We start from the raw sequence: 22,133 nt of genomic DNA on the forward strand, positions 1-22,133 counted from the left end.
CGCCGTAATCCGGAATGTTCAAATTTTATCGATTGCTCGTTTTGGATCAGGATTCCGATTGCTTTTCGCGGGCAATCGCCTGCCAGCCGATATCGTTGCGGCTGAAACCATTGTCCCACTCGACTTGCCGGGCCAGCGCATAGGCCTTGGCCTGTGCTTCAGCCACCGTCTTGCCGCGGGCCGTGACGTTCAGCACGCGCCCGCCGGTGGCAATCAACTGGCCATCCTTCAGGGCGGTGCCGGCATGGAAAACCTTTGCTTCATCGCTGGCGGCAGGGACGGCGGCAATCGGGGTGTTCTTGGTGAAACTGCCGGGATAGCCTTTCGAGGCCAGAACCACAGTCAGAGCCGGATCGTCGTGCCACTCGGCTGCAACCTGGTCCAGCGTGCCGGTGGCGCAGGCATGCAGCAGCGGCAGAAGATCGCTTTTCAGCCGCATCATCAGCACCTGGCATTCCGGATCGCCAAAGCGCACATTGTATTCGATCAGTTCGGGGCCTTTTTCGGTGATCATCAACCCCGCAAAGAACACACCGGAAAACGGCATGCCCAGTTCCGCCATGCCGCGCATTGTCGGCTCGATGATCTCGCGCAAGGTGCGCTCCACCATGTCAGGCGTCATCACGGGGGCAGGGGAATAGGCACCCATGCCGCCGGTATTGGGGCCGGTATCGCCATCGCCGACCCGCTTATGGTCCTGAGCGGTGGCCAGCGGCAACAGCGTCTTGCCATCGCAAAGGCAGAAGAAGCTGGCTTCCTCACCATCCAGAAACGCCTCCACCACCACTTCGGCGCCTGCGGCCCCGAAGGCGCCTTCGAAACAATCATCGATAGCCGACAGCGCCTCGTCCAGCGTCATTGCCACGGTCACGCCCTTGCCAGCCGCCAGGCCATCGGCCTTGATAACGATTGGCGCGCCCTGCTGGCGCACATAGGCCTTGGCTTTCGGCGCATTGTTGAAGCGCTGGTAAGCGCCGGTCGGGATATTGAAGCGGGCGCAGACATCCTTGGTAAAGCCCTTCGAGCCTTCCAGTTGCGCGGCGGCCGCCGATGGACCGAAAACGGTGAGGCCCGCAGCCCGCAGCGCATCGGCAAGCCCTGCTACCAGCGGCGCTTCCGGCCCGACCACGACAAAATCCACTGCCTTGTCCTTGCAGAAGGCGATGACGGCGGTGTGGTCATCGATATTGATGTCGACCAGTTCGGCATGTTCGGCAATGCCGGGATTGCCCGGGGCGGCGTAGAACGCGCCGATCAGCGGCGATTGGGCAAGCTTCCAGGCCAGCGCATGTTCACGTCCACCCGAACCGATCAGCAGAATATTCATGGCAAAGCCCTCTGGAAAACCTGCCCGGCGGTTAAGGCGGGCAGCCGAAAAGGTCAAGAGGAAAGGTGCGCGGCAGCGGGAATGTCCGGTTTACCCGTTGCGGAAGACAATGCCGGGAAACGTGCCTTCCACAGGCCGAGAAAGAAGCGGCGGGACGGTTTTTCGATGAGGCTATAGCTGAGCGTTGCTATCCCGAGGCTGGCGAAAATCATGATAAGGGCGGCAAGCCAGCCGGGAAGGGTGGCGCCAAACGCATTGCGCAGCGCCGTGAGTGTCAGGAAGCTGACTGGCATGTGGAAGAGATAGAGCGAAAAGCTGATCCGTCCTGCAAAGCGCAGCGGTGCCGAGGCCAGCACCGCCTTCGAGATCGGCGCTTCGCAGGCGGCCAGATAGACGATGATGGTGGCGATCAGCGCCGTTGACGTCCCCCAGAAGGCATTGGCGGCGGCATAAAAGCTTTGGCCGAGAAAGAACAGGGCGATCAACCCAAGGACCACGAGACCGGAAAGCACCGTTGCGGGCCGGCAATAGCCAGCGGAAAACACTCTGCCTGCCAGCGCGCCGAATAGAAAATAGGGAATTTTCGACAGCAGCACGATGCCGGGGCCGGGAAAGCCGAGATACATGGCAATGGCAAATCCGCCAGCGATGGCCGCGCAAAGGCCGGGGCGCTTGGCCGGATTTTCGAAACACAGCCAGAGCAGCAGGAAAAACAGATAGAACTGGATTTCCGGTGGCACCGACCAGAACACGCCGCTGGAGCCGAGCATGGCGATATGGCGGAAGATTTCCACCAGACCGGTGATCGGCTGGATATAGTGCAATGCCGGAATGGCCGACAGCAGGATGACCAGCAGCACCGCGACGAGATAGACCGGATAGATCCGCACGAAGCGATGCACGAGATAATCGGCCACACTGGCGCGGGTGAAGGGCTTTGCGCCATAAAGATGAGCCATCAGAAAGCCGCTGAGCGAAAAGAATAGCGCCACCGAGGGATCGCCGACCAGCAGGGCCGGAAGGCTGATGCCAAGCAGCAAGGGCATATGCGAGAGCACTACGGCAAAGGCGGCAAGGCCGCGCAACCCGTCAAGGCTTTGGATATACTGACTTTTATTCATCGCTGACCCGTTCCTGGCAGGGTGTGCCTGTTCCATTTCGAACTATAGGGGCAGTGGAGAAAAAGTGAATGGTCATAAATGGTTAACCTTGTTCGGCGGGTGTTTTCCTAGCGGAATGGTTAACTCGCAGGTTGATCTTCTGGCGGCTTTCCTGTGGAGTCGCGCTGCTTGGCTGTTGTGTTGCCCGATTGGCTGGCTACAGTGCGCGCCGCACGATCAAGAAGGAAGTTTCATGGCCGACGACATCAAATCCATTGCCGCACTGATTGCGAGCGAGATCAATGCCCGAGCCGATCAGGTGATCTCCGCGGTGGATTTGTTGGATGGCGGTGCCACGGTTCCCTTCATCGCCCGCTACCGCAAGGAAGTCACCGGTGGGCTGGATGATACGCAATTGCGCAATCTGGCCGAGCGCTTGACTTACTTGCGTGAGCTTGGCGCGCGCCGCAAAGCGATTGTCGATAGCATCACCTCACAAGACAAGATGACCGATGAACTGGCCATCAAGATTGCCCGCACCACCACCAAGGCGGAGCTGGAAGACATCTATCTGCCCTATAAGCCCAAACGCCGCACCCGCGCCGAAATCGCCCGCGAAAAGGGTTTGGAGCCGCTGGCCAATGCGATTTGGGAAGACCGCAGCAGTGATCCGGCCAAGCTGGCAGAGGCCTATGTGAAGGGCGAAGTGGCCGACGTCAAAGCGGCCCTGGAAGGTGCGCGCGATATTGTTGCCGAAGCCATGGCGGAAAATGCCGATCTGTTGAAGAGCCTGCGCAATTACCTGAAGGACAAGGCGATCCTCTATGCCAAGGTGGTCGATGGCAAACAGGCGTCTGGCGAGAAATTCGCCGATTATTTCGACCATTTCGAGCGCTGGGCAACGGTGCCAGGCCACCGGGCCCTGGCTATGCTGCGCGGCTGGAATGAAGAGATTTTGACGCTGACCATTGAGGCGGACAAGGACGACACCTCACTGATCAAGCCCACCCACCGGATGATTGCGTCGGCCTATCAGATCGGTCAAAAAGGCCCCGCCGATCAATGGCTGATGGAGGTGGCGGGCTGGACCTGGCGGGTTAAGCTCTCCATGTCGCTGTCACTGGACCTGATGCGCGACCTGCGGGAGCGGGCCGAAGAAGAGGCCATTCACGTTTTTGCCCGCAATCTCAAGGATTTGCTATTGGCGGCCCCTGCCGGTTCGCGCCCCACCATGGGACTTGATCCGGGCATCCGCACCGGCGTGAAAGTCGCTGTCGTCGATGGCACTGGCAAGGTGCTGGAAACCACGACGGTCTATCCTTTCCCGCCCAAGAATGACATTCGCGGCACCCAGGCCGAGCTGGCGGGGCTGATCCGCAAGCACGGCGTCGATCTGATCTCCATCGGCAATGGCACCGGCAGCCGTGAGACGGAAAAGCTGGTGGCCGATATGCTGGCGCAATTGCCCGCGACCGGCAAGAAACCCACCAAGGTCATCGTCTCGGAAGCAGGCGCCTCGGTCTATTCGGCGTCGGAACTGGCCGCCAAGGAATTCCCCAATCTCGATGTTTCCTTGCGCGGTGCGGTGTCGATTGCGCGGCGTCTGCAAGACCCATTGGCGGAACTGGTGAAGATTGATCCGAAATCCATCGGCGTTGGCCAGTATCAGCATGATGTCGATCAGGGCCGTTTAGGCCGTTCGCTGGATGCCGTGGTGGAAGATGCGGTGAATGCGGTTGGCGTCGATCTCAACACCGCATCGGCTCCGCTTCTGGCGCGGGTATCCGGGCTGGGCGGCTCGATTGCCGAGGCAATCGTGGCCCACCGCGACCAGACCGGACCGTTTTCCAGTCGCAAGGAATTGCTGAAAGTGGCCCGGCTGGGTGCGCGCACGTTTGAGCAATGCGCCGGATTTCTGCGCATTCCTGATGGTAAGGAGCCGTTGGATGCTTCGTCTGTTCACCCGGAAGCCTATGGGGTCGCCAAGAAAATCGTTGCGGCCTGCGGGCGGGATCTGCGCACCCTGATGGGCGATAGCAGCCTGTTGAAAGGTTTGGACCCGCGCCAGTTCGTCGATGAGCAATTTGGTTTGCCAACGGTGAAAGATATTCTGGCCGAGCTGGAAAAGCCGGGTCGTGACCCGCGCCCGAGCTTCAAGACTGCCACCTTTGCCGATGGCGTGGAAGAAATCACCGACCTGAAGCCCGGCATGTTGCTGGAAGGCACGGTCACCAATGTCGCGGCCTTCGGGGCCTTTGTCGATATTGGCGTGCACCAGGATGGCTTGGTGCATGTCTCGCAACTGGCCGACAAATTCGTCAAAGACCCACATGAGGTGGTCAAGGCCGGTGATGTGGTGAAAGTCCGGGTGGTGGAAGTGGACGTGAAGCGCAAGCGCATTGCGCTGACCATGCGCAAGGATGGTGGCGAAGCCCCGCCACCGTCAGCCCGCGACAATCGCGGCCCGGCGGTGATGCGCAATGCCAACCCGAAACCGGCCCGCGATGAAAAGCCGGCGATGGGTGGCCTGGGGGCGGCCTTGGCCGAGGCGATGCGCAAGAAATAATCCGTCACCAGTATCAGCCCGCAAACCGGTGCCCGTTTTTCCGGTCTGATGCATCATAAACTATTGCGGGAACGCAAAACACGCGCACATCCTGAGGTGAGCGCGTGTTTTGCTTTTCGGAAAAGTTCCATGGATTTTTGAAGGTTATGTGACAAAAGCATACTTGTCAGCGTCATGAGAGAGGATAGGGTTGCCGTTAGCGGACAGGCAATCTCTTTCCTTTCAGGAGGTGTCAATGGCATCGTCTCTTCGTGGCATGTTGATGAGGATCATCCGTAAAGGCACGCTGGAGGTCATCGGGGCCGATGGCCAGATGCAGCGTTTCGGAGATGGTTCGGGGCCGCCGATTGCGATCCATTTCTTCGATGACCAGGCAGAAGACGAGATCTATCGCGATGCACAGCTAAAGCTGGGTGAGATCTACATGCAGGGCCGGATGGCCTTCGAAAAAGGCGATATCTACGACCTGCTGGCACTGGTGAAAACCAATACGCTGGTGTCCGACCTGACCTTTCCGATGGTCTGGCGCGGGCTGCTGCGGGTGGTGGCGGCGAAAGTGCGGGGCGCGTTGCCTGTTAACCGCAACCAGCGCAATGTCGCCCATCATTACGATCTCAGCGCCAAGCTGTTCGACCTGTTTCTCGATGAGGACTGGCAATATTCCTGCGCCTATTTCAATCCGCCGGGCATTTCGCTGGAAGAGGCGCAATTGGCGAAGAAACGCCACATCGCCGCAAAGCTGATGGCCGAACCGGGCCAGCGGGTGTTGGAAATCGGCTCCGGCTGGGGCGGCATGGGGATCTATCTGGCGGAAACCTGCGGGGTCGATGTTAGCGGTATCACTCTCAGCGAAGAACAGTTGAAGGTATCGCGCGAACGGGCGCGCAAACGCGGTCTCGACGAAAGGCTGCGGTTCGACTTGCAGGATTACCGCACACTGAAGGCCCAGCCGTTTGATCGGCTGGTGTCGGTCGGCATGTTCGAGCATGTCGGCCCAACCCATTACCTGCATTATTTCCGCAAGGTGCATGAGTTGATGCAGGATGATGGGGTGATGATCCTGCATTCCATCGGCCAGCCGTATCCGGCGCTCTACAACAATCCGTTTTTCGAGAAATATATCTTCCCCGGTGGCTATATCCCGTCGCTTGCCGAGGTCCTGCCAGCCATTGAAAAATCCGGTCTGCTGGTGGCCGATTGCGAAATTCTGCCCATGCATTACGCCCATACCCTGAGACACTGGCGAGAGCGGTTCCTGGCGCGCCGCGAAGAGGCGGCGCGGCTTTATGACGAACGCTTTGTGCGGATGTGGGAGTTTTACCTCGCAGGCTCAGAAATGGCCTTCACCCATGAGGATTTCTTCATTTTCCAGCTGCAAATCACCAAGAAGCGGATGAGTGTGCCCGACAATCGCGACTATATCGCCGCACGTGAAGAGGCGCTGAAAGCGGCGGAAGCGTTGCGCGCACCCTTGGAAATGGTGCTGTTCTGAATGAGCCGGTGCCTGTTGGCCAAGGTTTAAGGATAGTTTTCTTGGGCGCGGATTTGGGCTATCACGTCAGCATGAGCACCGCCAGCGACACCACCGCCCGCGTCCAGGACGCGCTTTCCGATAATTGGGTCTACCGCCTGTTGCCACGGGCGGTCTGGCCCTATGCGCAACTGGCCCGCTGGGACCGGCCAATCGGCTGGGAATTGCTGATGTGGCCGTGCTTCTGGTCATCGGCGCTGGCCGCCAATTTTCTGGCCTCCAGCGGAGTGCTACCGGTCTTTACCTTCATCGCTCACCTCCTGCTGTTTTTCATCGGCTCCGTTGCCATGCGCGGTGCCGGGTGCACCTATAATGATCTGGTCGATGAAAAAATCGATATGGAGGTTGCCCGCACCCGCTCGCGCCCCTTGCCGTCGGGGCGGGTAACGCGAGGACAAGCCAAGCTGTTTATCCTTGTGCAGGCGCTGGTTGGGGCAGTGGTGCTGTTTTGTTTTAACGGGTTTTCCATCGTGCTTGGCCTGGCGTCGCTGGCCATCGTACTGATCTATCCCTTCGCCAAGCGGTTTACCGATTGGCCGCAGTTTTTCCTTGGCCTGGCTTTTTCCTGGGGCGGGTTGATGGGCTGGGCGGGGCTGACAGGATCGCTGTCCTGGGCGGCCGTGCTGCTCTATGTCGCCGCCGTGGTTTGGACCATCGGCTATGACACTATCTATGCCCATCAGGACAAGGAGGACGACGCCCTGATCGGCGTTCGTTCCACCGCGAGGCTGTTTGCCGAGGACACCAAGATCTGGCTCACCGGATTTTACGGCGCGATGGGCCTGTTGCTGGCCCTGTCCTTCCTCTTGGCTGGAGCCAGTTTCCCCGCCTATCTTGGCCTGCTTGTCGCGCTCGTCCTACTTGGCTACCAGATCAAGGTGCTGGATATCAACAATCCGGTTCAGTGTTTGGCGCTGTTCAAGCTGAATGGTAAGGTTGGGCTGATCCTGTTTATCGGTCTGGTTGCTGCTATTCCCTTCGCCTGATCTCTCGGCCCGACGGCTATGGAATATAAGAAATCCCTTGTATTTCCTCTCAAAATAGGGTAGCCCCCTATACTATGAGCCATACAATCAAACACCAGGCCAAGCTTCTCGCCCGCGTCCGCCGGATGAAGGGACAGATGGAGGCCATCGAAACCGCGCTTCTGGCTGAAAAGCCTTGCGGCGATATTATGAACCTGACGGCCTCTGTGCGGGGAGCCCTGACCGGGCTGATGTCCGAACTGGTCGAAGAGCATATCCGCGAGCATATCGTTGCCGAAGATCTCGGCGCATCCGAGCGTCATCAAGGCGCCGACGAACTCATCGACGTGATCAGGAGCTACCTGAAATGACCCAGGCCCCGACGTCTCAAGGCCACGATTCTCATCAGCATCACCCTCATGACCACCATCCGCACGGGCAAGAGGGGCATGTTCATCCGCATCCGCATGGGCCGGGCAATCGCCACAGCCATGTCTTTCTTGGCAGAGACCATCAGCGCAACGAGCGTCGCACCTGGGCAGTGATCGGCGTCACCACCGTGATGATGGTGGTGGAAATCGTCGCGGGCAATCTGTTCGGCTCCATGGCGCTGACGGCGGATGGCTGGCATATGGCCACCCATGCCGGGGCGATTTTTGTTTCGGCGCTCGCCTATAGCCTGGCGCGGCGCCATGCTGATAACAGTGGTTTTACCTTCGGAACCGGCAAATTCGGCGATCTGGCGGCCTTTTCGAGCGCGATATTTCTCGGCCTCGTGGCTGTTATCATCGCCTGGGAAAGTCTCTGGCGGGTGTTTCAGCCGGTCGCCATCAACTTTAGCGAGGCCATCATCATCGCCAGTATTGGCCTGGCCGTTAATCTGGTCTGCGCGCTGCTGCTTCAGGAAGACCATCATCACGGGCATGGGCATAAACATGACCATGAGCATCACGAGCACGGCCATCACGCCCATTCAGAAACGTCCGGCAGCCATGGCGGTCGCGACCGTAATTTGCGCGCCGCCTATATCCATGTACTGGCGGATGCACTGACATCTGTCATGGCGATTGCAGCCTTGCTGCTCGGCAGTTTTTTCGGCTGGCTCTGGCTCGATCCGCTGATCGGCATCGCAGGCGCGGTGGTCATTGGTAGCTGGGCCTTCGGCCTGATGCGCGATAGCGGCATGGTTCTTCTCGATCATGTCTCGGATGCCGAAGACCTCTCCGGCACTATCCGCCGGGTGATTGAAGCGGAAGGGGCCGATATTGCCGATCTTCACGTCTGGCAATTGGGCCCCGGTCATCACGGTGCCATCGTTTCGCTGGTGGCGCGCGAGCCGCAATCTCCCGCCTGGTACCGCGAAAAATTGTCCCAGATTGCCGCTTTGTCGCATGTGACTGTCGAGGTTGAGCGCGCCGAGGCGGCATAGTCCCCGCCAACACACGGATATGGTGGAGGAATTTTTCCGGGATGCGTCGCCTCAAAACGAAACATGGCCCGCCTTTTCCGGCGAGCCATGTTAAAATATTCACGTATCGACAACCGCTCTGTTAACGGCGGGCGATGATTTCCTTGCCGGAAATTTTCATCGCAACGCCCAGCGAACCGGTGGTGCGGCGGACCAGAAAGCGCGGACGACGCTCTGCAAAATAGGAATGGCGGCGACGGCTGCGTGGCGGCTCGGCGCGCAATTCGCCTAGATGCTCTTCCAGCGGCCGGGCAACGCCATCGGCCTCGACCATCAGCATCGGAATGCGGAAGGTTTCAGCCCAGCTGCGCCAGTCGGCGGCAATATCGCAGAGATCATGGGCAACCAGCAGCGGAATGCACAGGTCCGGATCGGCGTGATGCAGTTCCAGCGTCACGGTCACTTCGCCATTGCCATGGTCGATGGCGCGGGCGGCGATCCCCTTGAAAGCCCGGGCTGGAAGGGCAAAGGACATCGGCAAGCCGCTGGCCGGAAGGATCTTGCGCAGCACGGCACCGCGCTCGTCGAGTGTAACGGAGACATTGCCGGAAGCATCGCGCAACGTATAAGTCACATGTTGCGGAAACCGTGATGGTTCCAGTCGAAACGTTGCTCCGGCCCAGACGGGCTTCATAACCGTGTTCGTCATCTTACTACCCTTGTTTTACCTGAGAGCCGTTATTGCATCTGCTCTTTTCACTGGGACTTTTCGTCCTCTGAGGCCAAAGATAGCCTTGCCGGGTTCCGGACCGCTTAAAAATCGCGGTTAAGAAAACTTTGCCGTTCCAGATGGTTATCGAATTGCCAGCGCTAACGGTTTCGATTTGGTGAACGGCTTTTGTAAAATTGTGAAGGATTAGTTAAGAGTATTCTACTATGTTTGGATGATAATGCTACGACAACCTGCATCGGTCACCAACCTTTATTGGTATGATCGGTGAATGTTAAAATACGTGTAGATCTGCCAGAAAATTGCTTTTGGGTTGTGTTTGGCAGGTTGTAGTTTGAATGCCGCGAATGGAATGCGGCGGGCGCCAGGCATGTGAGTATCTCTTGCTTGACGCCATTCTGCCTTGCGGCAAAAGCCAGGAGCAAGGCAGGTAGGCCATGATGGGTTACCCGACATTCGCATGACGCAGCCGGCCAGGGGTGGTTAGGGGCAGGGTTATGCGGTGATTGAGGGCGTTGCAGCCAGGGACGTGGCGGGCGGCGCTTTTGGAGCTTATCGAGGAACGCAGTGCCATGGTGTCTACTTATGTCGGTTATGATCTTGTCAATCGCGATATGAAAGCGAGCCTGAAGCGTGTGTCTCAGGAGCCTGAGGTGGCCCGCGAGCAGAAATATTATCAGGAGAATATCGGCAAGGTCAAAACCGTCGACGACTTCATGAACGACGACCGGCTCTACCAATATACGATGAAGGCCAACGGTCTGGAAGACATGACCTATGCCAAGGCCTTCATGAAAAAGGTGCTGGAAAGCGATCTGTCAGACGAAAACAGCTATGCCAACAAGCTGTCCGACGACCGTTACCGCGATTTTGCCAGGTCCTTCAATTTTTCCGCCGAGACCGCCGATATCCAGACCGACAAGCAGGAAGAGGATGTGATTGGCCTCTACAAGCAATCGCTTGTTACCGAAGGCGACGAAGCCAAGGAAGAGGTGCAATATTACGATTCCGCTATCGACAAGGTCACCAATGTGGATGACCTCTTGAAGAACAGCCGCCTGACCAAATTCGTGCTCGAATCCTATGGGCTCGACACCAAATATTATTCCACCGACCATTTGAAAAAGGTCCTGACCAGCGATGTCAACGACAGTACCAGTTACGTCAATACTCTGACCACCAACAAGTCGGATTACCTGAATATCGCCAAGGCCTTTTCCTTCAATACCGACGGTTCGCTGAAAAACGCGACGGCCCAGACCTCCGATCAGAAAACGGAGATGGAAGATCTTTATCTGGAGGAAGTTCCCAGCACCGAGACCGCCTACCAGGCCGAGCGCGAAGCCGCCTACTACAAGGAAAAGATTGCTACCGTCACCAAGTCCTCGGATATTACGGGGGATTCGCGGCTGTTCAGCTATGTGAAGACTGCCCTTGGCATGGACAAGAATACGCTGAAATCCACCTTTGAGAACATCGTCAGCAGCGATCTGAACGATGCCAACAGCTATGCCAATACCCAGGGCAAGGTGAAGGGAGAGTATGCCAAGATCGCCGCGATGTTCAACTTCGACACCAGCGGGAATGCCACGGCTGGAAATGCCCAGAGCGAGACCCAGCTTGCCCAGACGGCGACTGGCTACATGACCAATTACGATGACGAGGACCAGGCCAATCTCAGTTCCCTGACCACCTATTATTCCACTCAGATGAAATCCATCACCAAGGTTGACGATCTGCTCGGCAATGAGAAAATCTACGATATGGTGATGAAGGCCTATGGCATCGAGACCGACGAGTTTTCCAAGGCGGAGCTTAAAAAAGTTCTGACCAGCGATATGAACGATCCCAAAAGCTATGCCAACAAGACCCGGGACGAGCGGCTGATCAGCATGGCGTCCGCCTTCAATTTCAAGGAGGATGGGACGGCTGACGTGCCGCTTCTGGCCCAATCAGAGCGCACCATAACCGAGGTTGCCAAGGACTACATCGTCCAGAAAACCCGGTTTCTGGAGGGCACGGAACAGACTGACGCCAAGACCAAGGCGGAGGAGGATTCCAAATATTACCAGGAGAATATCGTCAAGGTCACATCTGTCACGGATCTGCTCAAGGATCGCAAGCTGGTGGATTTTGGCCTGACGGCGCACGGGCTCGACCCGGAAGATGTCAGTGACGACATGCTCAAGCAGCTGTTTTCGTCTGATCTCACAGATCCGAAAAGCTTTGCCAATACCCAGGCCGACGAGAACTATGCGAAATTCGTCGCCTCCTATAATTTCGATAGTAGCGGCAAGATTTCCCAGGAAAATGCCGATGGTGTGCAGAACCGCAGTGAGACCTTTAACACCGAAAATCTCTATCTGCACCAGACCCTGGAAAATGAGCAGGGCGAAAGCGACCAGGGTGTGCGCCTTGCCCTTTACTGGGATCGCATGTCGTCGACCATTACGTCTGCCTATGACATTCTGGGCGATACGGCGCTGCTGGAAGTGTTCCGCACCGCCTATAGCCTGCCCAGCGACATGAGTAACATGGATATCGAGCAGCAGAAAAAGGTCATTGAGAAGAAAATGGACCTGAAGGATCTGAGTGATCCTGAAAAGCAGACGAAATTCCTGCAACGATTTACGGCCATGTACGATCTTGAGAACGATACCGGCTCCTCGGCCAATGCCGCGCTGACCATTCTGGGTGGCAGCTCTTCGACCAGCGGCATCAGCGCCAGCCTGCTCGAATCCGTCAACAGCCTGTAAAGAATAAGCTATCTGTTGCATAATTCCGTCAAGTCGACGTTCCATGAGGGTCTTTGAGATCTGGTATAAACCGTGATGGTGGTGTCATCATCATGCGGGTTGACGCTTGCCCTTGTTTGCGACAACCGATATATCCCATCAGATATATCGATCCAAAAGGAGCATGGGATGAAAGCGGGTTGGGAAATGACGGCCAAAGCCAGAACGACAGGCATGGATCGGCTTTTGGCGATCCTGATGGCCTTGATCCTCTTCTTCACCCCTCAGGCCTTTGCCGCCGACCAGAGCCTGACGGTGTTTGCCGCCGCCAGCCTGAAGGAAACCATGAGCAAGATTGCCGACGACTGGAAAGCTGAGACCGGCCGGGAGGTCAAGCTGTCCTTTGCCGCCTCCTCGGCACTGGCAAAACAGATCGATGAGGGCGCCCCCGCTGACCTGTTCATCTCCGCTGACCTCAACTGGATGGACCATCTCGACAAGGGCGGCGAACTTGTGCCGGGCAGCCGCGTCAACCTGCTGGGCAACCGGATCGTGCTGGTTGGGGCGGCTTCGTCCACGGTCACGACAAAAATCGCCCCCGGCTTCGATCTGGCCGGGCTTTTGGGGGATGAGCGGCTGGCCATGGGCAATGTTGCCTCAGTGCCCGCCGGTGTCTATGGCAAGGCGGCGTTGGAAAATCTCGGGGTGTGGGCGAGCGTCAAGGACAAGGTTGCGCAGGCGGACAATGTCCGCGCCGCGCTGCTGCTGGTGTCGCGTCAGGAAGCGCCGCTCGGCATCGTCTATGAAACCGATGCCAAGGTTGATCCGGGCGTGAAGATCCTGGATCGATTCCCGGAAAATTCCCATCCGGCGATCGTCTATCCAGCAGCGGTGTTGAAGGCCTCCACCAATTCCGATGCCAAGGCTTTTCTGGCCTATCTGCAACAGCGGAAAGCTGCGGACGTGTTCCGTGCTGCCGGGTTTACGGTGTTGGCGAAGATCAATTGACAAGTGCTGTCAACGTGTGGCCCGTTGAGCCATGATTGACGCGCTCTCCGCTGATGAAATCACCGCGATCCTGCTGAGCCTTAAAGTGGCGCTAACGGCGGTTGCTGTTTCGTTGCCACTTGGTATCGGCATGGCCTGGTTGCTGTCGCGCACCTCTTTTTTGGGCCGCAGCCTGCTGGACGGGCTGGTGCATCTGCCGTTGATCCTGCCGCCTGTTGTCACCGGTTATCTGCTGCTGATCACTTTCGGTCGGCGCGGTGCGGTCGGCGGTTTTCTGGATCAATGGTTTGGACTGGTGTTTTCCTTCCGCTGGACGGGGGCGGCGCTCGCCTCCGGCATTATGGGCTTTCCCTTGATGGTGCGCGCCATCCGCCTGTCGCTGGACGGGGTGGACCGCAAGCTGGAAACGGCGGCGGCGACGCTCGGCGCATCGCCGATCATGGTGTTCTTCACCGTTACCCTGCCGCTGATCCTGCCCGGCATCGCGGCCGGTGCCGTGCTGGCCTTTGCCAAGGCGATGGGTGAGTTTGGCGCGACGATTACCTTCGTGTCGAATATTCCCGGCGAAACCCAGACCCTGTCCGCCGCCATCTACACCTATACCCAGGTGCCGGGCGGCGATGCCGGGGCGCTGCGGCTGACGTTGGTTTCGGTCGTCCTTTCGCTGCTGGCGCTGCTCGCCTCCGAGCTGCTGACCCGGCGGCTGACCGTGCGGATGGCGGGCTGATGCTGGAAATTGATATCCGTCACCGCCAGGGAACGTTTGATCTTGAAGCCGATCTTCAACTGGGGCCGGGGTTGACGGCGCTGTTCGGCCCATCCGGATCGGGCAAGACCACGATGATCAATGCCGTCGCTGGGTTGATCCGCCCCGACCAGGGAAGGATCACCTTCGAGGGTCGGGTGTGGAGCGATGTGCAGAACGGCACTTTCCTGCCACCGCATCGCCGCCGGATCGGCTATGTCTTCCAGGAGGCGCGGCTTTTCCCGCATTTGAACGTGCGGGCCAATCTCACCTATGGCCGGTATTTCACCCCAAAAGCTGAACGACGCGAAGACTTGTCCCGGATCTGCGATCTGCTTGGGATCACCGATCTGCTGGACCGTGCGCCCAATGGGCTTTCGGGTGGAGAAAAGCAGCGGGTGGCCATTGCCCGCGCCCTGATGGCCAGCCCGAAACTTCTGCTGATGGACGAACCACTCTCGGCGCTGGACGCTGCGCTGAAGGCGCAGATCCTACCTTATATCGAGCGGATTCGCGATGAAGCGGGCGTGCCGATCCTCTATGTCAGTCATGCGGTCGAGGAAGTCACCCGGCTGGCCAGCCGGGTGGTGACGATGAGCAAAGGCCGAGCCGCAAGGGTGGACGCGGGCGAGGGAGCTTTGCTTCATCTCCCTAGGCTCGGCGACAGCCGCCCCGGTAGCTTCCTGCATGCCCATGTCAGCGGCCACGCCCGCGAGGAAGGCCTGACGCTGGCAACAAGCCCTGCGGGTCCGCTCTTCCTGAAATATGCCGATCTACCGGTCGGTACCCCGATCCGCCTGTTCATCGCTGCAAGCGATCTGGTGTTGGCAACAGGCGAGACAGGTCAGCTTTCCACCCTCAATCGCTTGTCAGGCCGGGTGCAGGCGATTTTCGAAACACGCCCCGGCATCGTCATCAGGGTCGATTGCTCCGGCCAGATCATCGACGCCGAAATCACCCGCCGCTCACTGAACGCGCTTGATTTGGCGCTTGGCAAGCCGGTTTCGGTGCTGTTCAAGGCGGTTTCGGTAGAGGCGGGAGGTGTTTATCGGCTAGGGACGGCTCCTTTGGGCTGAACCAGGGCCTTCGTATGAGGGCCTGCTACATCACTCAGTTGGCACCAACTCTGTCGCTGCCATCGCCTCCAGCCAGGCGAGATCCTCGACCAGAGTCGCACGGATAGCGGCATCCATGGCTTGCGCCCGCGCCAGCAGCGCCTCGCCAAAGGGTGTCAGAACCGCGCCGCCGCCGCTTTTGCCGCCGTGGCGGGTGGCGATGGAGGGTTGTCTGAACATCCGGTTGATTTCGTCGGCCAAAAGCCAGGCGCGGCGATAGGACATGCCCATGGCAGCCCCCGCCGAGCGGATCGATCCATGCTGGCCGATCAGCTGTAGCAATTGCACCTTGCCCGGCCCAAGCCGTGCGCCATTGGCCAGATCGATCCGAAACAGCACCTTGTCCGATGCCGGGTTTGGATTGTCGTGGACAGGCACTGTGTCCGCCATCAGCCGGGCACCACCTTGCCCGGGTTCATGATGCCGGCGGGGTCGAAGGCATGCTTGATGCGGGTCATCAGCACGGTTTCGATGTCCGGTCTTGTCTGCGCCAGTTCCTGGCGTTTCAGCTGGCCGACCCCGTGTTCGGCCGAAATCGAGCCGCCATGGGCGCGGACGATATCATGCACGACCTTATTGATTTCGCGCCAGCGACCGATGAACTGCGCCTTGTCGGCGCCGACGGGCTGGCTGATGTTGTAGTGGATATTGCCATCGCCCAGATGGCCGAACGCGCAGACCCGCGCGCCTGGCATGGCGGCGAGCACCGCCTCTTCCGCTTGCCGCATGAAGGCCGGAACCTGGGCAATTGGCACCGAAACATCGTGCTTGATCGAGCCACCTTCCGGCTTTTGCGCATCCGACATGCTTTCGCGCATGTGCCAGAGCGCCTTTTGCTGCGCCACCGAACCGGCGACCACGGCATCCTCGATCAGCCCGGCCTCCACGCCCTGTTCCAGCACGTCATGCATCATGGTTCTTGCCGTTTCAACGGCATCGGATGTGGCAATATCGACCAGCACATACCAGTCATGAACGGAGGCCAGCGGATCACGCACATTGGGAATATGGCGGCTGGTGAAATCGACGCCGATGCGTGGCATCAGCTCGAAGCCGGTCAGGGCCGGGCCGCAGAGCGCGCTGGCCTTTTCAAACAGCGCCAAGGCTTCCACCGGTGATTTCAGTCCGACAAAGGCGACTTCATGGCCAAGCGGCTGCGGATAAAGCTTCAGCACGGCGCCGGTAATGACCCCGAGCGTGCCTTCCGCGCCGATGAACAGGTCGCGCAGGTCGTAGCCGCTATTGTCCTTTTTCAACCGCCGCAAGCCGTTCCAGATCTCGCCGGTCGGCAGCACCACTTCGAGGCCCAGGCACAGTTGGCGCATATTGCCATAGACCAGCACGGCGGTGCCGCCGGCATTGGTGGCGAGATTGCCGCCGATCCGGCAGGAGCCTTCCGAACCGAGCGACAGCGGAAACAGCCGGTGGACATCAGCCGCCGCCTTCTGGATGTCGGCAAGAATGCAACCCGCATCGGCGACGATCACATTGCCAACCGGATCGACCTCGCGCACCTTGTTCATCCGCTCCAGTGATAGCAGGATATCGCTGGAGTTATCGCGCGGCACCTGTCCGCCGACCAGACCGGTGCCGCCGCTGACTGGCACGATCGGGCTTTTCGTCTCGCTGGCCAGCGCCAGGATTTTCGAGACCTCTTCCGTCGAACCGGGCTTCAGCACCAGCGGCGAGGCGCCGTGGTAAAGGCCACGGTTCTCGGTGAGATAGGGGGTGATATCAGCCTGATCGGTCAAGGCATTCGCTGCGCCGACAATGGCGATGAAACGGTCGAGCAGGGCGGCGGAAAGGGGCATGTCAGTCATGGCGTTTCGTCCTTGTTATTCTATCGCCGCACATCATCATCATGGTGCAGCGATCACCGTGGCGCAGCGGCCCGCTCCAGCCGGTCATTGATTGCATCTCCCAGCCCATGGGTGGGAATGGCGGTGAAGGCAATACGGGCAGCACCGCTGGCATCGGCCCGTTTCATGAAGCTGAACAGATTGGCGGCGGCTTCAGTGAGGTCACCGCTGGCACTCAAATTGAGCACGAGGGCAGCCTTTTCAAGCCCTTGCGGGGCAGCCGCGCCAAAAGTGATCACCGCCTCATCGGCAAAAACCGAGGTCGCATTCAGCCGCACGGCAGCCTCCGGTGCATAATGGGAGGCCAACATGCCCGGCGCCTCGATGATCGCGCCTGCCTTTTGCGGGCGGATCACCCGCAATCCTGTGGCGTCTTCCACCGCCTCCACCGAAAGCCCGCCGGGCCGCAGCAGCCGGATCTGGCCGTCTTCCACCTTCAGGATGGTGGATTCAACCCCGACACCCGCCGCTTCGGCATCGAGGATCAGCGGGATTTTTGCCCCCAGATCCTCTTCGACATGGGCAGCCGTGGTCGGGCTGATCTTGCCCGACGTATTGGCGCTTGGGGCGGCCAGTGGCTTGCCGAATGCGGCAATCAGCGTGGCGGCAAAGCCCAGGGGCATGCGCAGGCCAACCGTATCCAGCCCGGCAGTTGCCAGCGGATGAATGCCGGAGCCTGGCGCAAGCGGCACGATTAGCGTCAGCGGCCCCGGCCAGAAGCGTTCCGCCAATTGCCGCGACAAGGGATCGAAGAGGCCGTAGCGCTCGGCCATGGCGAGGTCGGCGACATGGCAGATCAGCGGGTTGAACTGCGGGCGGCCCTTGGTCTCGTAGATCCGGGTGATGGCCTGCGGATTGGTGGCATCCGCCGCCAGACCATAGACGGTCTCGGTCGGCATGGCGATGACCTCGCCTGCCTCAAGCAGAGGAACCGCGGCGCGGATGGCCGGTTCTGGTGATGTGATGACTGAGAGACGCTTTGCCATGCCTGCCTGATTGCCACTGTTTCCCAGGTGAAATAGCCTGACCCAGGCCCTAAGGGCAAATGACTTTTATGATGCCGCATCGGTTTCATCTAGGGCTTTTCACGGTCTCTTCACTAATCCGTAAAATTTTAAATACAGCTGTAACCGAAAGAAAGAAGTGTCGCGCTACTCTGCGTGCAATCAGTGATTCGATGTGGGGAAGACATCCGATGCAGCCTATGAAAAATCCGGCCTCCAGCATTGCACTGCGTGTTGCGACTGCCATGCATCAGATGGGGATCGAGGGCCTGCCACGCAATTACGAACTGGTCTATGAGGCCTATTCCGGGAGTAATCCGGATCTGGTGCGCGAATTCATCGCGCTGGGCAAGGTCAAGACCCAGGATTCGCTGGATGCCCTGGGCCGCAAATACCTGCCCCATCACCATGAAGACGGCCTTTTGGCCCGCCACAACAACAAGGTGCGCGCCGAAATGAGCAGCTTCATCAGCCTGCTCAACCAGGAAAAACTGTCGCTGACCGATTATGGCCGCCTGATCGGCGATGCCACCAAGGGCATCCTGACCGACACCGATCTTGGCAATCCGGAACTGAGCCGCTCTATTCAGGCGCTGAAGGCCGCCACCGACCAGCGCGTTGCCGAAAACAGCAATGTCGTCAAAACCGTTGTCGAAAAGACCGAGCAACTCGCCGATGTCCAGCGCGAGGCCGACCAAGTGGAACAGGCGAAATTCGTCGATGCCCTGACCGGCATGGGCAGCCGCCGCGCCTTCAACAAGGCGCTCGCAAAAGTCTATGCCAATCCGGCCCTGCCGACGCTCTGCGGCCTGGCGGTCGGTGAAATTGACGATTTCGCCAAGCTCGCCGATCATCTTGGCCCAACCGTCACCGAACGCTTCATCAAGCAGATTGCCAAGGTGGTAAAGGCCGTGGCCGGCAAGGACGACCTCGCCTGCCGCTTCGACGGTAGCCGCTTCGGCCTGCTGTTCTACACCTCCGATCAGGATGAAATCAGCCGCATCGTCAACGCCGTGCGCGTCAAGCTGAAGGCCACTGCCGTGGTCAATGCCGGCTCCAACGGCTCGCTTGCGGCGCTGACCATGTCCTTCGGCATCTGCCTTTCCGAACAGGCTCCCAACGCCTTCGACTTGATGAGTTATTCCGAGCGCGCCCTCACGGCCTCCAAATCCTCCGGCGGCGATACCGTGACCCTCTATGGCGTGACGGAAAACAGCTACGTGCCGAAGGATTGGCTGATCTACAAGCCGCATGTGGTGTGATGTAACAGTCTATCCAATAATCGCCGCTGGCCGTCTGCAAATGGCAATTTCTGCGCTTCCGGTACTCACGTACATTAAGTACGCTCCGTTCCGGTTCTCGAAATCACCATTTTCGCCAGGCCAGCAGCAATTCTTGAACAGACTGTAAAACCCCCGCTTAAACGACGGGTGACAGAGCAATTGCCTATAGCGCCGGGCCGAAAAGTCGATGCGTCAACCTAAAGTCGGTCAGGTTCAGGTTGAAACAGACAGACTTTAAGTTTCGTTGCTCTCGGTTGTCTTTTCGAGAAGACCGGTTTCCAATTTTCCCCGGCGAAAGTCTTTTCGCCCACATATTCGCGGCTTGTTTCTTCTGTATCGCGATACGTTCCTTCCACGGGGCATTCAGTTTGCTGCGCACCGCTCCCGCAGCAAATAGCGTCATAAGTGCAAAATAATTTAGCATCTCCTGTTTTGAGTGCATTAAATTAAGAGATGCTTAAGTTAATGTTTCCAATATTGGGTTGTTGCAGATGCATCTGCACGTTTAGAGCGTTTCATGAAATTCAGTGGTCTGCTTTATGACAATGCAGGCACCCTGTTGTCCGGATGGAATGATAGCCAGCCCGCAACGGCAAATCGGCAAAGGGGCTCTATCGGCCTTGAACCATCATGTGCGTTTGATGATCCGTTTGGCTTGGGGCCAGCGGATATCTCGATGCTATGATTTTTCTGATTTTGCGGGTCTTTCACACATCGCACCGTTCGTCTGTGGTCGCAGTCGCGGGGTTAGCTTTTGTCATCATGGGTGGGGGCGGTCAGCCCTATACGGGGAAAGACAATGTCGTTTTTATCAAATATCACCATCGCAAAGAAGATCTACATTGCCTCGGGGCTTGGGGTGGCCATGGTTGTGGGCATGGTTGCCAACCAGCAGTGGACGAACAGCACGATCAAGGCAGCGCAGGACATCGTATTGCGTGAGCAGACGGTTCTTGACGGTATCTCGGCCAGCGAGAAAGCGTTTGTCGAAATGAAGAGCGGCGTGCGCAACATCATGCTCGCACCCACCGCCAAGGAGGTTGATGACGAGCTGGCCGCGGTGAATAAATCAGCCCTCAACGGTCAAAACAGTCTGAAAGAGGCGATGCGCGTTGCTGAAAATCCGAGTGCGTTGCAGGCCATTTCGACAGGTCTCGGCGACTACGCAACGGCTTCCATCAAGATCAAGGATTTCGTCAAAGAGCAGCGGGCCCAACAAAGTCAGGACCTCGTCGCGCTAACTGCCCGCCGTGACCAATATACCAGACCGATTACCTCAAAACTCAACGAGTCCATTCAAAGCGCGGTTGCGGCGTCCCGCAAGGTAACGACAGATGCCCGCAGCTCTTTGCAAGCGACGGAAGCACGTTCCTCGACGATCAACGGTATGATCCAGATTTTGATTGTGCTGGTGTTGATAGCAACGGCTTTCGTGCTGCGCAGCACCGTGGTTTTGCCAATCAAAATGCTGGTTGAGGCGATGCACCGGCTTTCGTCCGGGGATACAACGCGGGCCACGGATTTTGGTCCGCGGCGCGACGAAATCGGCCTGATGTGCGATGCCGTTGAGGTTTTCCGGGAAGATGCCGTCGCAAAGCGTCAGCTGGAGGCTGATGCGGAAGCAGGCCGATTGCGCCTTGAGGAACAACGCAAGCAGGCGCAGTTGAAAGCCGAGGAAGATGCGCGGGAACGCTTGATGATTGCGACATCCGGCCTGGCCACGGGCCTGAAGCGCCTGGCGGATGGCGATCTGACCATTGAGCTGCGGGATGCATTTTCCGAGGAGTTTGAAGGCCTTCGCCACGATTTCAATCAATCTGTGCGCACACTTGGCCACACCATGGGTGCTATTCTGGAATCGGTCTCCAATATCAACAATGGTTCCACCGAGATTGCCTCTGGGGCTGGCGATCTTTCAAAGCGTACCGAACAGCAGGCGGCTTCTCTTGAGGAAACCTCCGCCGCTCTGGATGAAATCACCGTCAACGTCTCAAATTCTGCCAAGCGCACCCAGGAAGCGCGTGCTGTGGTGATCGAGGCCAATAAAGCGGCCCGTCAATCCGGCCAGGTGGTGGCCAACGCCGTCGATGCCATGCAGCGCATCGAGGCATCCTCCAGCCAGATCTCCAACATCATCGGGGTGATCGACGAAATTGCCTTCCAGACCAACCTTCTGGCCCTGAACGCAGGCGTTGAAGCCGCCCGTGCAGGCGAGGCGGGCAAGGGCTTTGCGGTGGTGGCTCAGGAAGTGCGCGAACTGGCGCAACGCTCGGCGCAGGCCGCCAAGGAAATCAAGGAACTGATCCGCAATTCCTCGGAGGAAGTGGGCAATGGCGTCACCCTCGTGCGTGATACCGGCAATGTCCTCAAAACCATCGAGGATTACGTCTCGACCGCCAACGGCCATATGGACGCAATTGCGACCTCGGCGCAGGAACAATCCGTAGGCCTCACCCAGGTCAACAGCGCGGTCAACCATATGGACCAGATGACCCAGCAAAACGCCGCCATGGTCGAAGAAACCACCGCTGCCAGCGCATCGCTGGCCGGCGAGGTCAACAAGCTTCGCCAATTGCTGGGCCAGTTCCAGATTGGCCGGAGTGCCGGGAATTCCGGCATGTCCTATGCGGCGTGAGGGTGGAGCAGGGCGTGACCGGGATGTCGTGTGACGCGGTTATGATATGCGGATGACGTGTCCCAAATGGCAAAAATAGACCCGCCATCCGATGCTATCGGATTGGCGGGTTTCGCTTGTCG

Annotated in this window: 17 protein-coding genes; 11 read left to right on the top strand and 6 right to left on the bottom strand. The window is 58.5% G+C overall.

The genetic code is table 11. The features are described from left to right. Nucleotides 1–46 precede the first annotated feature (46 nt). The gene (gene purD, locus G6L01_RS01985) at nucleotides 47–1,327 is read right to left on the bottom strand and encodes a phosphoribosylamine--glycine ligase (protein WP_070167869.1); all 1,281 of its coding nucleotides are present in this window, start codon (nucleotides 1,325–1,327) and stop codon (nucleotides 47–49) included. A gap of 53 nt (nucleotides 1,328–1,380) precedes the next feature. After that, a complete protein-coding gene (locus G6L01_RS01990; protein ID WP_070167599.1) occupies nucleotides 1,381–2,448 on the bottom strand; it encodes an acyltransferase family protein in 1,068 nt (355 codons plus the stop codon). A 232-nt stretch (nucleotides 2,449–2,680) separates the two neighbouring features. Between G6L01_RS01990 and G6L01_RS01995 the strand changes: the two genes are divergently transcribed. From G6L01_RS01995 to dmeF, 5 genes are all read left to right on the top strand, one after another. Further along, nucleotides 2,681–4,993 (top strand): Tex family protein, encoded by a 2,313-nt coding sequence (locus tag G6L01_RS01995; RefSeq protein WP_070167600.1) that lies wholly within the window; start codon nucleotides 2,681–2,683, stop codon nucleotides 4,991–4,993. Nucleotides 4,994–5,228: 235 nt separating this feature from the next. Next, on the top strand, nucleotides 5,229–6,485 hold the full coding sequence (locus G6L01_RS02000; protein ID WP_070167601.1) for a cyclopropane fatty acid synthase: 1,257 nt from the start codon (nucleotides 5,229–5,231) through the stop codon (nucleotides 6,483–6,485). Between the two features lie 71 nt (nucleotides 6,486–6,556). Beyond that, nucleotides 6,557–7,510 (top strand): 4-hydroxybenzoate octaprenyltransferase, encoded by a 954-nt coding sequence (gene ubiA, locus G6L01_RS02005; RefSeq protein WP_070167870.1) that lies wholly within the window; start codon nucleotides 6,557–6,559, stop codon nucleotides 7,508–7,510. A gap of 74 nt (nucleotides 7,511–7,584) precedes the next feature. Continuing rightward, nucleotides 7,585–7,860: a metal/formaldehyde-sensitive transcriptional repressor gene (locus G6L01_RS02010; protein ID WP_070151837.1), complete on the top strand. Its 276-nt coding sequence runs from the start codon at nucleotides 7,585–7,587 to the stop codon at nucleotides 7,858–7,860. Next, nucleotides 7,857–8,918 (top strand): CDF family Co(II)/Ni(II) efflux transporter DmeF, encoded by a 1,062-nt coding sequence (gene dmeF / locus G6L01_RS02015; RefSeq protein ID WP_070167602.1) that lies wholly within the window; start codon nucleotides 7,857–7,859, stop codon nucleotides 8,916–8,918. Before G6L01_RS02010 ends, dmeF begins: the two co-directional genes overlap by 4 nt. A 121-nt stretch (nucleotides 8,919–9,039) precedes the next feature. Here the strand turns inward: dmeF and G6L01_RS02020 are convergent, their stop codons facing one another. Next, the gene (locus tag G6L01_RS02020; protein WP_060719132.1) at nucleotides 9,040–9,606 is read right to left on the bottom strand and encodes a DUF6101 family protein; all 567 of its coding nucleotides are present in this window, start codon (nucleotides 9,604–9,606) and stop codon (nucleotides 9,040–9,042) included. 593 nt (nucleotides 9,607–10,199) lie between these two features. Between G6L01_RS02020 and G6L01_RS02025 the strand changes: the two genes are divergently transcribed. From G6L01_RS02025 to modC, 4 genes are all read left to right on the top strand, one after another. Next, nucleotides 10,200–12,383, top strand: a complete 2,184-nt coding sequence (locus G6L01_RS02025; protein ID WP_070167871.1) for a DUF1217 domain-containing protein — start codon at nucleotides 10,200–10,202, stop codon at nucleotides 12,381–12,383. 168 nt (nucleotides 12,384–12,551) lie between these two features. Next, complete coding sequence (gene modA / locus G6L01_RS02030; protein ID WP_081344260.1) at nucleotides 12,552–13,370, top strand: molybdate ABC transporter substrate-binding protein; 819 nt, start codon at nucleotides 12,552–12,554, stop codon at nucleotides 13,368–13,370. Nucleotides 13,371–13,401: 31 nt separating this feature from the next. Beyond that, nucleotides 13,402–14,097 carry a molybdate ABC transporter permease subunit gene (modB, locus tag G6L01_RS02035; RefSeq protein WP_070167603.1) on the top strand — a complete coding sequence of 232 codons (696 nt, stop codon included), beginning with the start codon at nucleotides 13,402–13,404 and terminating at the stop codon, nucleotides 14,095–14,097. Further along, entirely contained in the window at nucleotides 14,097–15,191 is a 1,095-nt protein-coding gene (gene modC, locus G6L01_RS02040) for a molybdenum ABC transporter ATP-binding protein (protein ID WP_337692717.1), read from the top strand. The genes modB and modC overlap by 1 nt, the downstream gene beginning before the upstream one ends. 30 nt (nucleotides 15,192–15,221) lie before the next feature. Here the strand turns inward: modC and G6L01_RS02045 are convergent, their stop codons facing one another. Genes G6L01_RS02045 through G6L01_RS02055 form a run of 3 tightly spaced genes read right to left on the bottom strand, consistent with a single transcriptional unit; the run spans nucleotide 15,222 to nucleotide 18,075 of the window. Continuing rightward, nucleotides 15,222–15,620 carry a winged helix-turn-helix domain-containing protein gene (locus G6L01_RS02045; protein WP_071206273.1) on the bottom strand — a complete coding sequence of 133 codons (399 nt, stop codon included), beginning with the start codon at nucleotides 15,618–15,620 and terminating at the stop codon, nucleotides 15,222–15,224. After that, on the bottom strand, nucleotides 15,620–17,050 hold the full coding sequence (locus G6L01_RS02050; protein ID WP_070167606.1) for an FAD-binding oxidoreductase: 1,431 nt from the start codon (nucleotides 17,048–17,050) through the stop codon (nucleotides 15,620–15,622). Before G6L01_RS02050 ends, G6L01_RS02045 begins: the two co-directional genes overlap by 1 nt. 53 nt (nucleotides 17,051–17,103) lie before the next feature. Then, nucleotides 17,104–18,075 carry an L-threonylcarbamoyladenylate synthase gene (locus G6L01_RS02055; protein WP_070167607.1) on the bottom strand — a complete coding sequence of 324 codons (972 nt, stop codon included), beginning with the start codon at nucleotides 18,073–18,075 and terminating at the stop codon, nucleotides 17,104–17,106. A 209-nt stretch (nucleotides 18,076–18,284) separates the two neighbouring features. On the opposite strand from G6L01_RS02055, the gene G6L01_RS02060 reads away from it, so the two are divergent. Both G6L01_RS02060 and G6L01_RS02065 read left to right on the top strand, forming a co-directional pair. After that, nucleotides 18,285–19,355 carry a GGDEF domain-containing protein gene (locus G6L01_RS02060; protein ID WP_070167608.1) on the top strand — a complete coding sequence of 357 codons (1,071 nt, stop codon included), beginning with the start codon at nucleotides 18,285–18,287 and terminating at the stop codon, nucleotides 19,353–19,355. A gap of 820 nt (nucleotides 19,356–20,175) precedes the next feature. Beyond that, complete coding sequence (locus G6L01_RS02065) at nucleotides 20,176–22,011, top strand: methyl-accepting chemotaxis protein (protein WP_070167610.1); 1,836 nt, start codon at nucleotides 20,176–20,178, stop codon at nucleotides 22,009–22,011. Nucleotides 22,012–22,133 lie beyond the last annotated feature (122 nt).

The sequence above is a fragment of the Agrobacterium vitis genome (assembly GCF_013337045.2).
In the GTDB taxonomy this organism is placed as follows: Bacteria; Pseudomonadota; Alphaproteobacteria; order Rhizobiales; family Rhizobiaceae; genus Allorhizobium; species Allorhizobium vitis_B.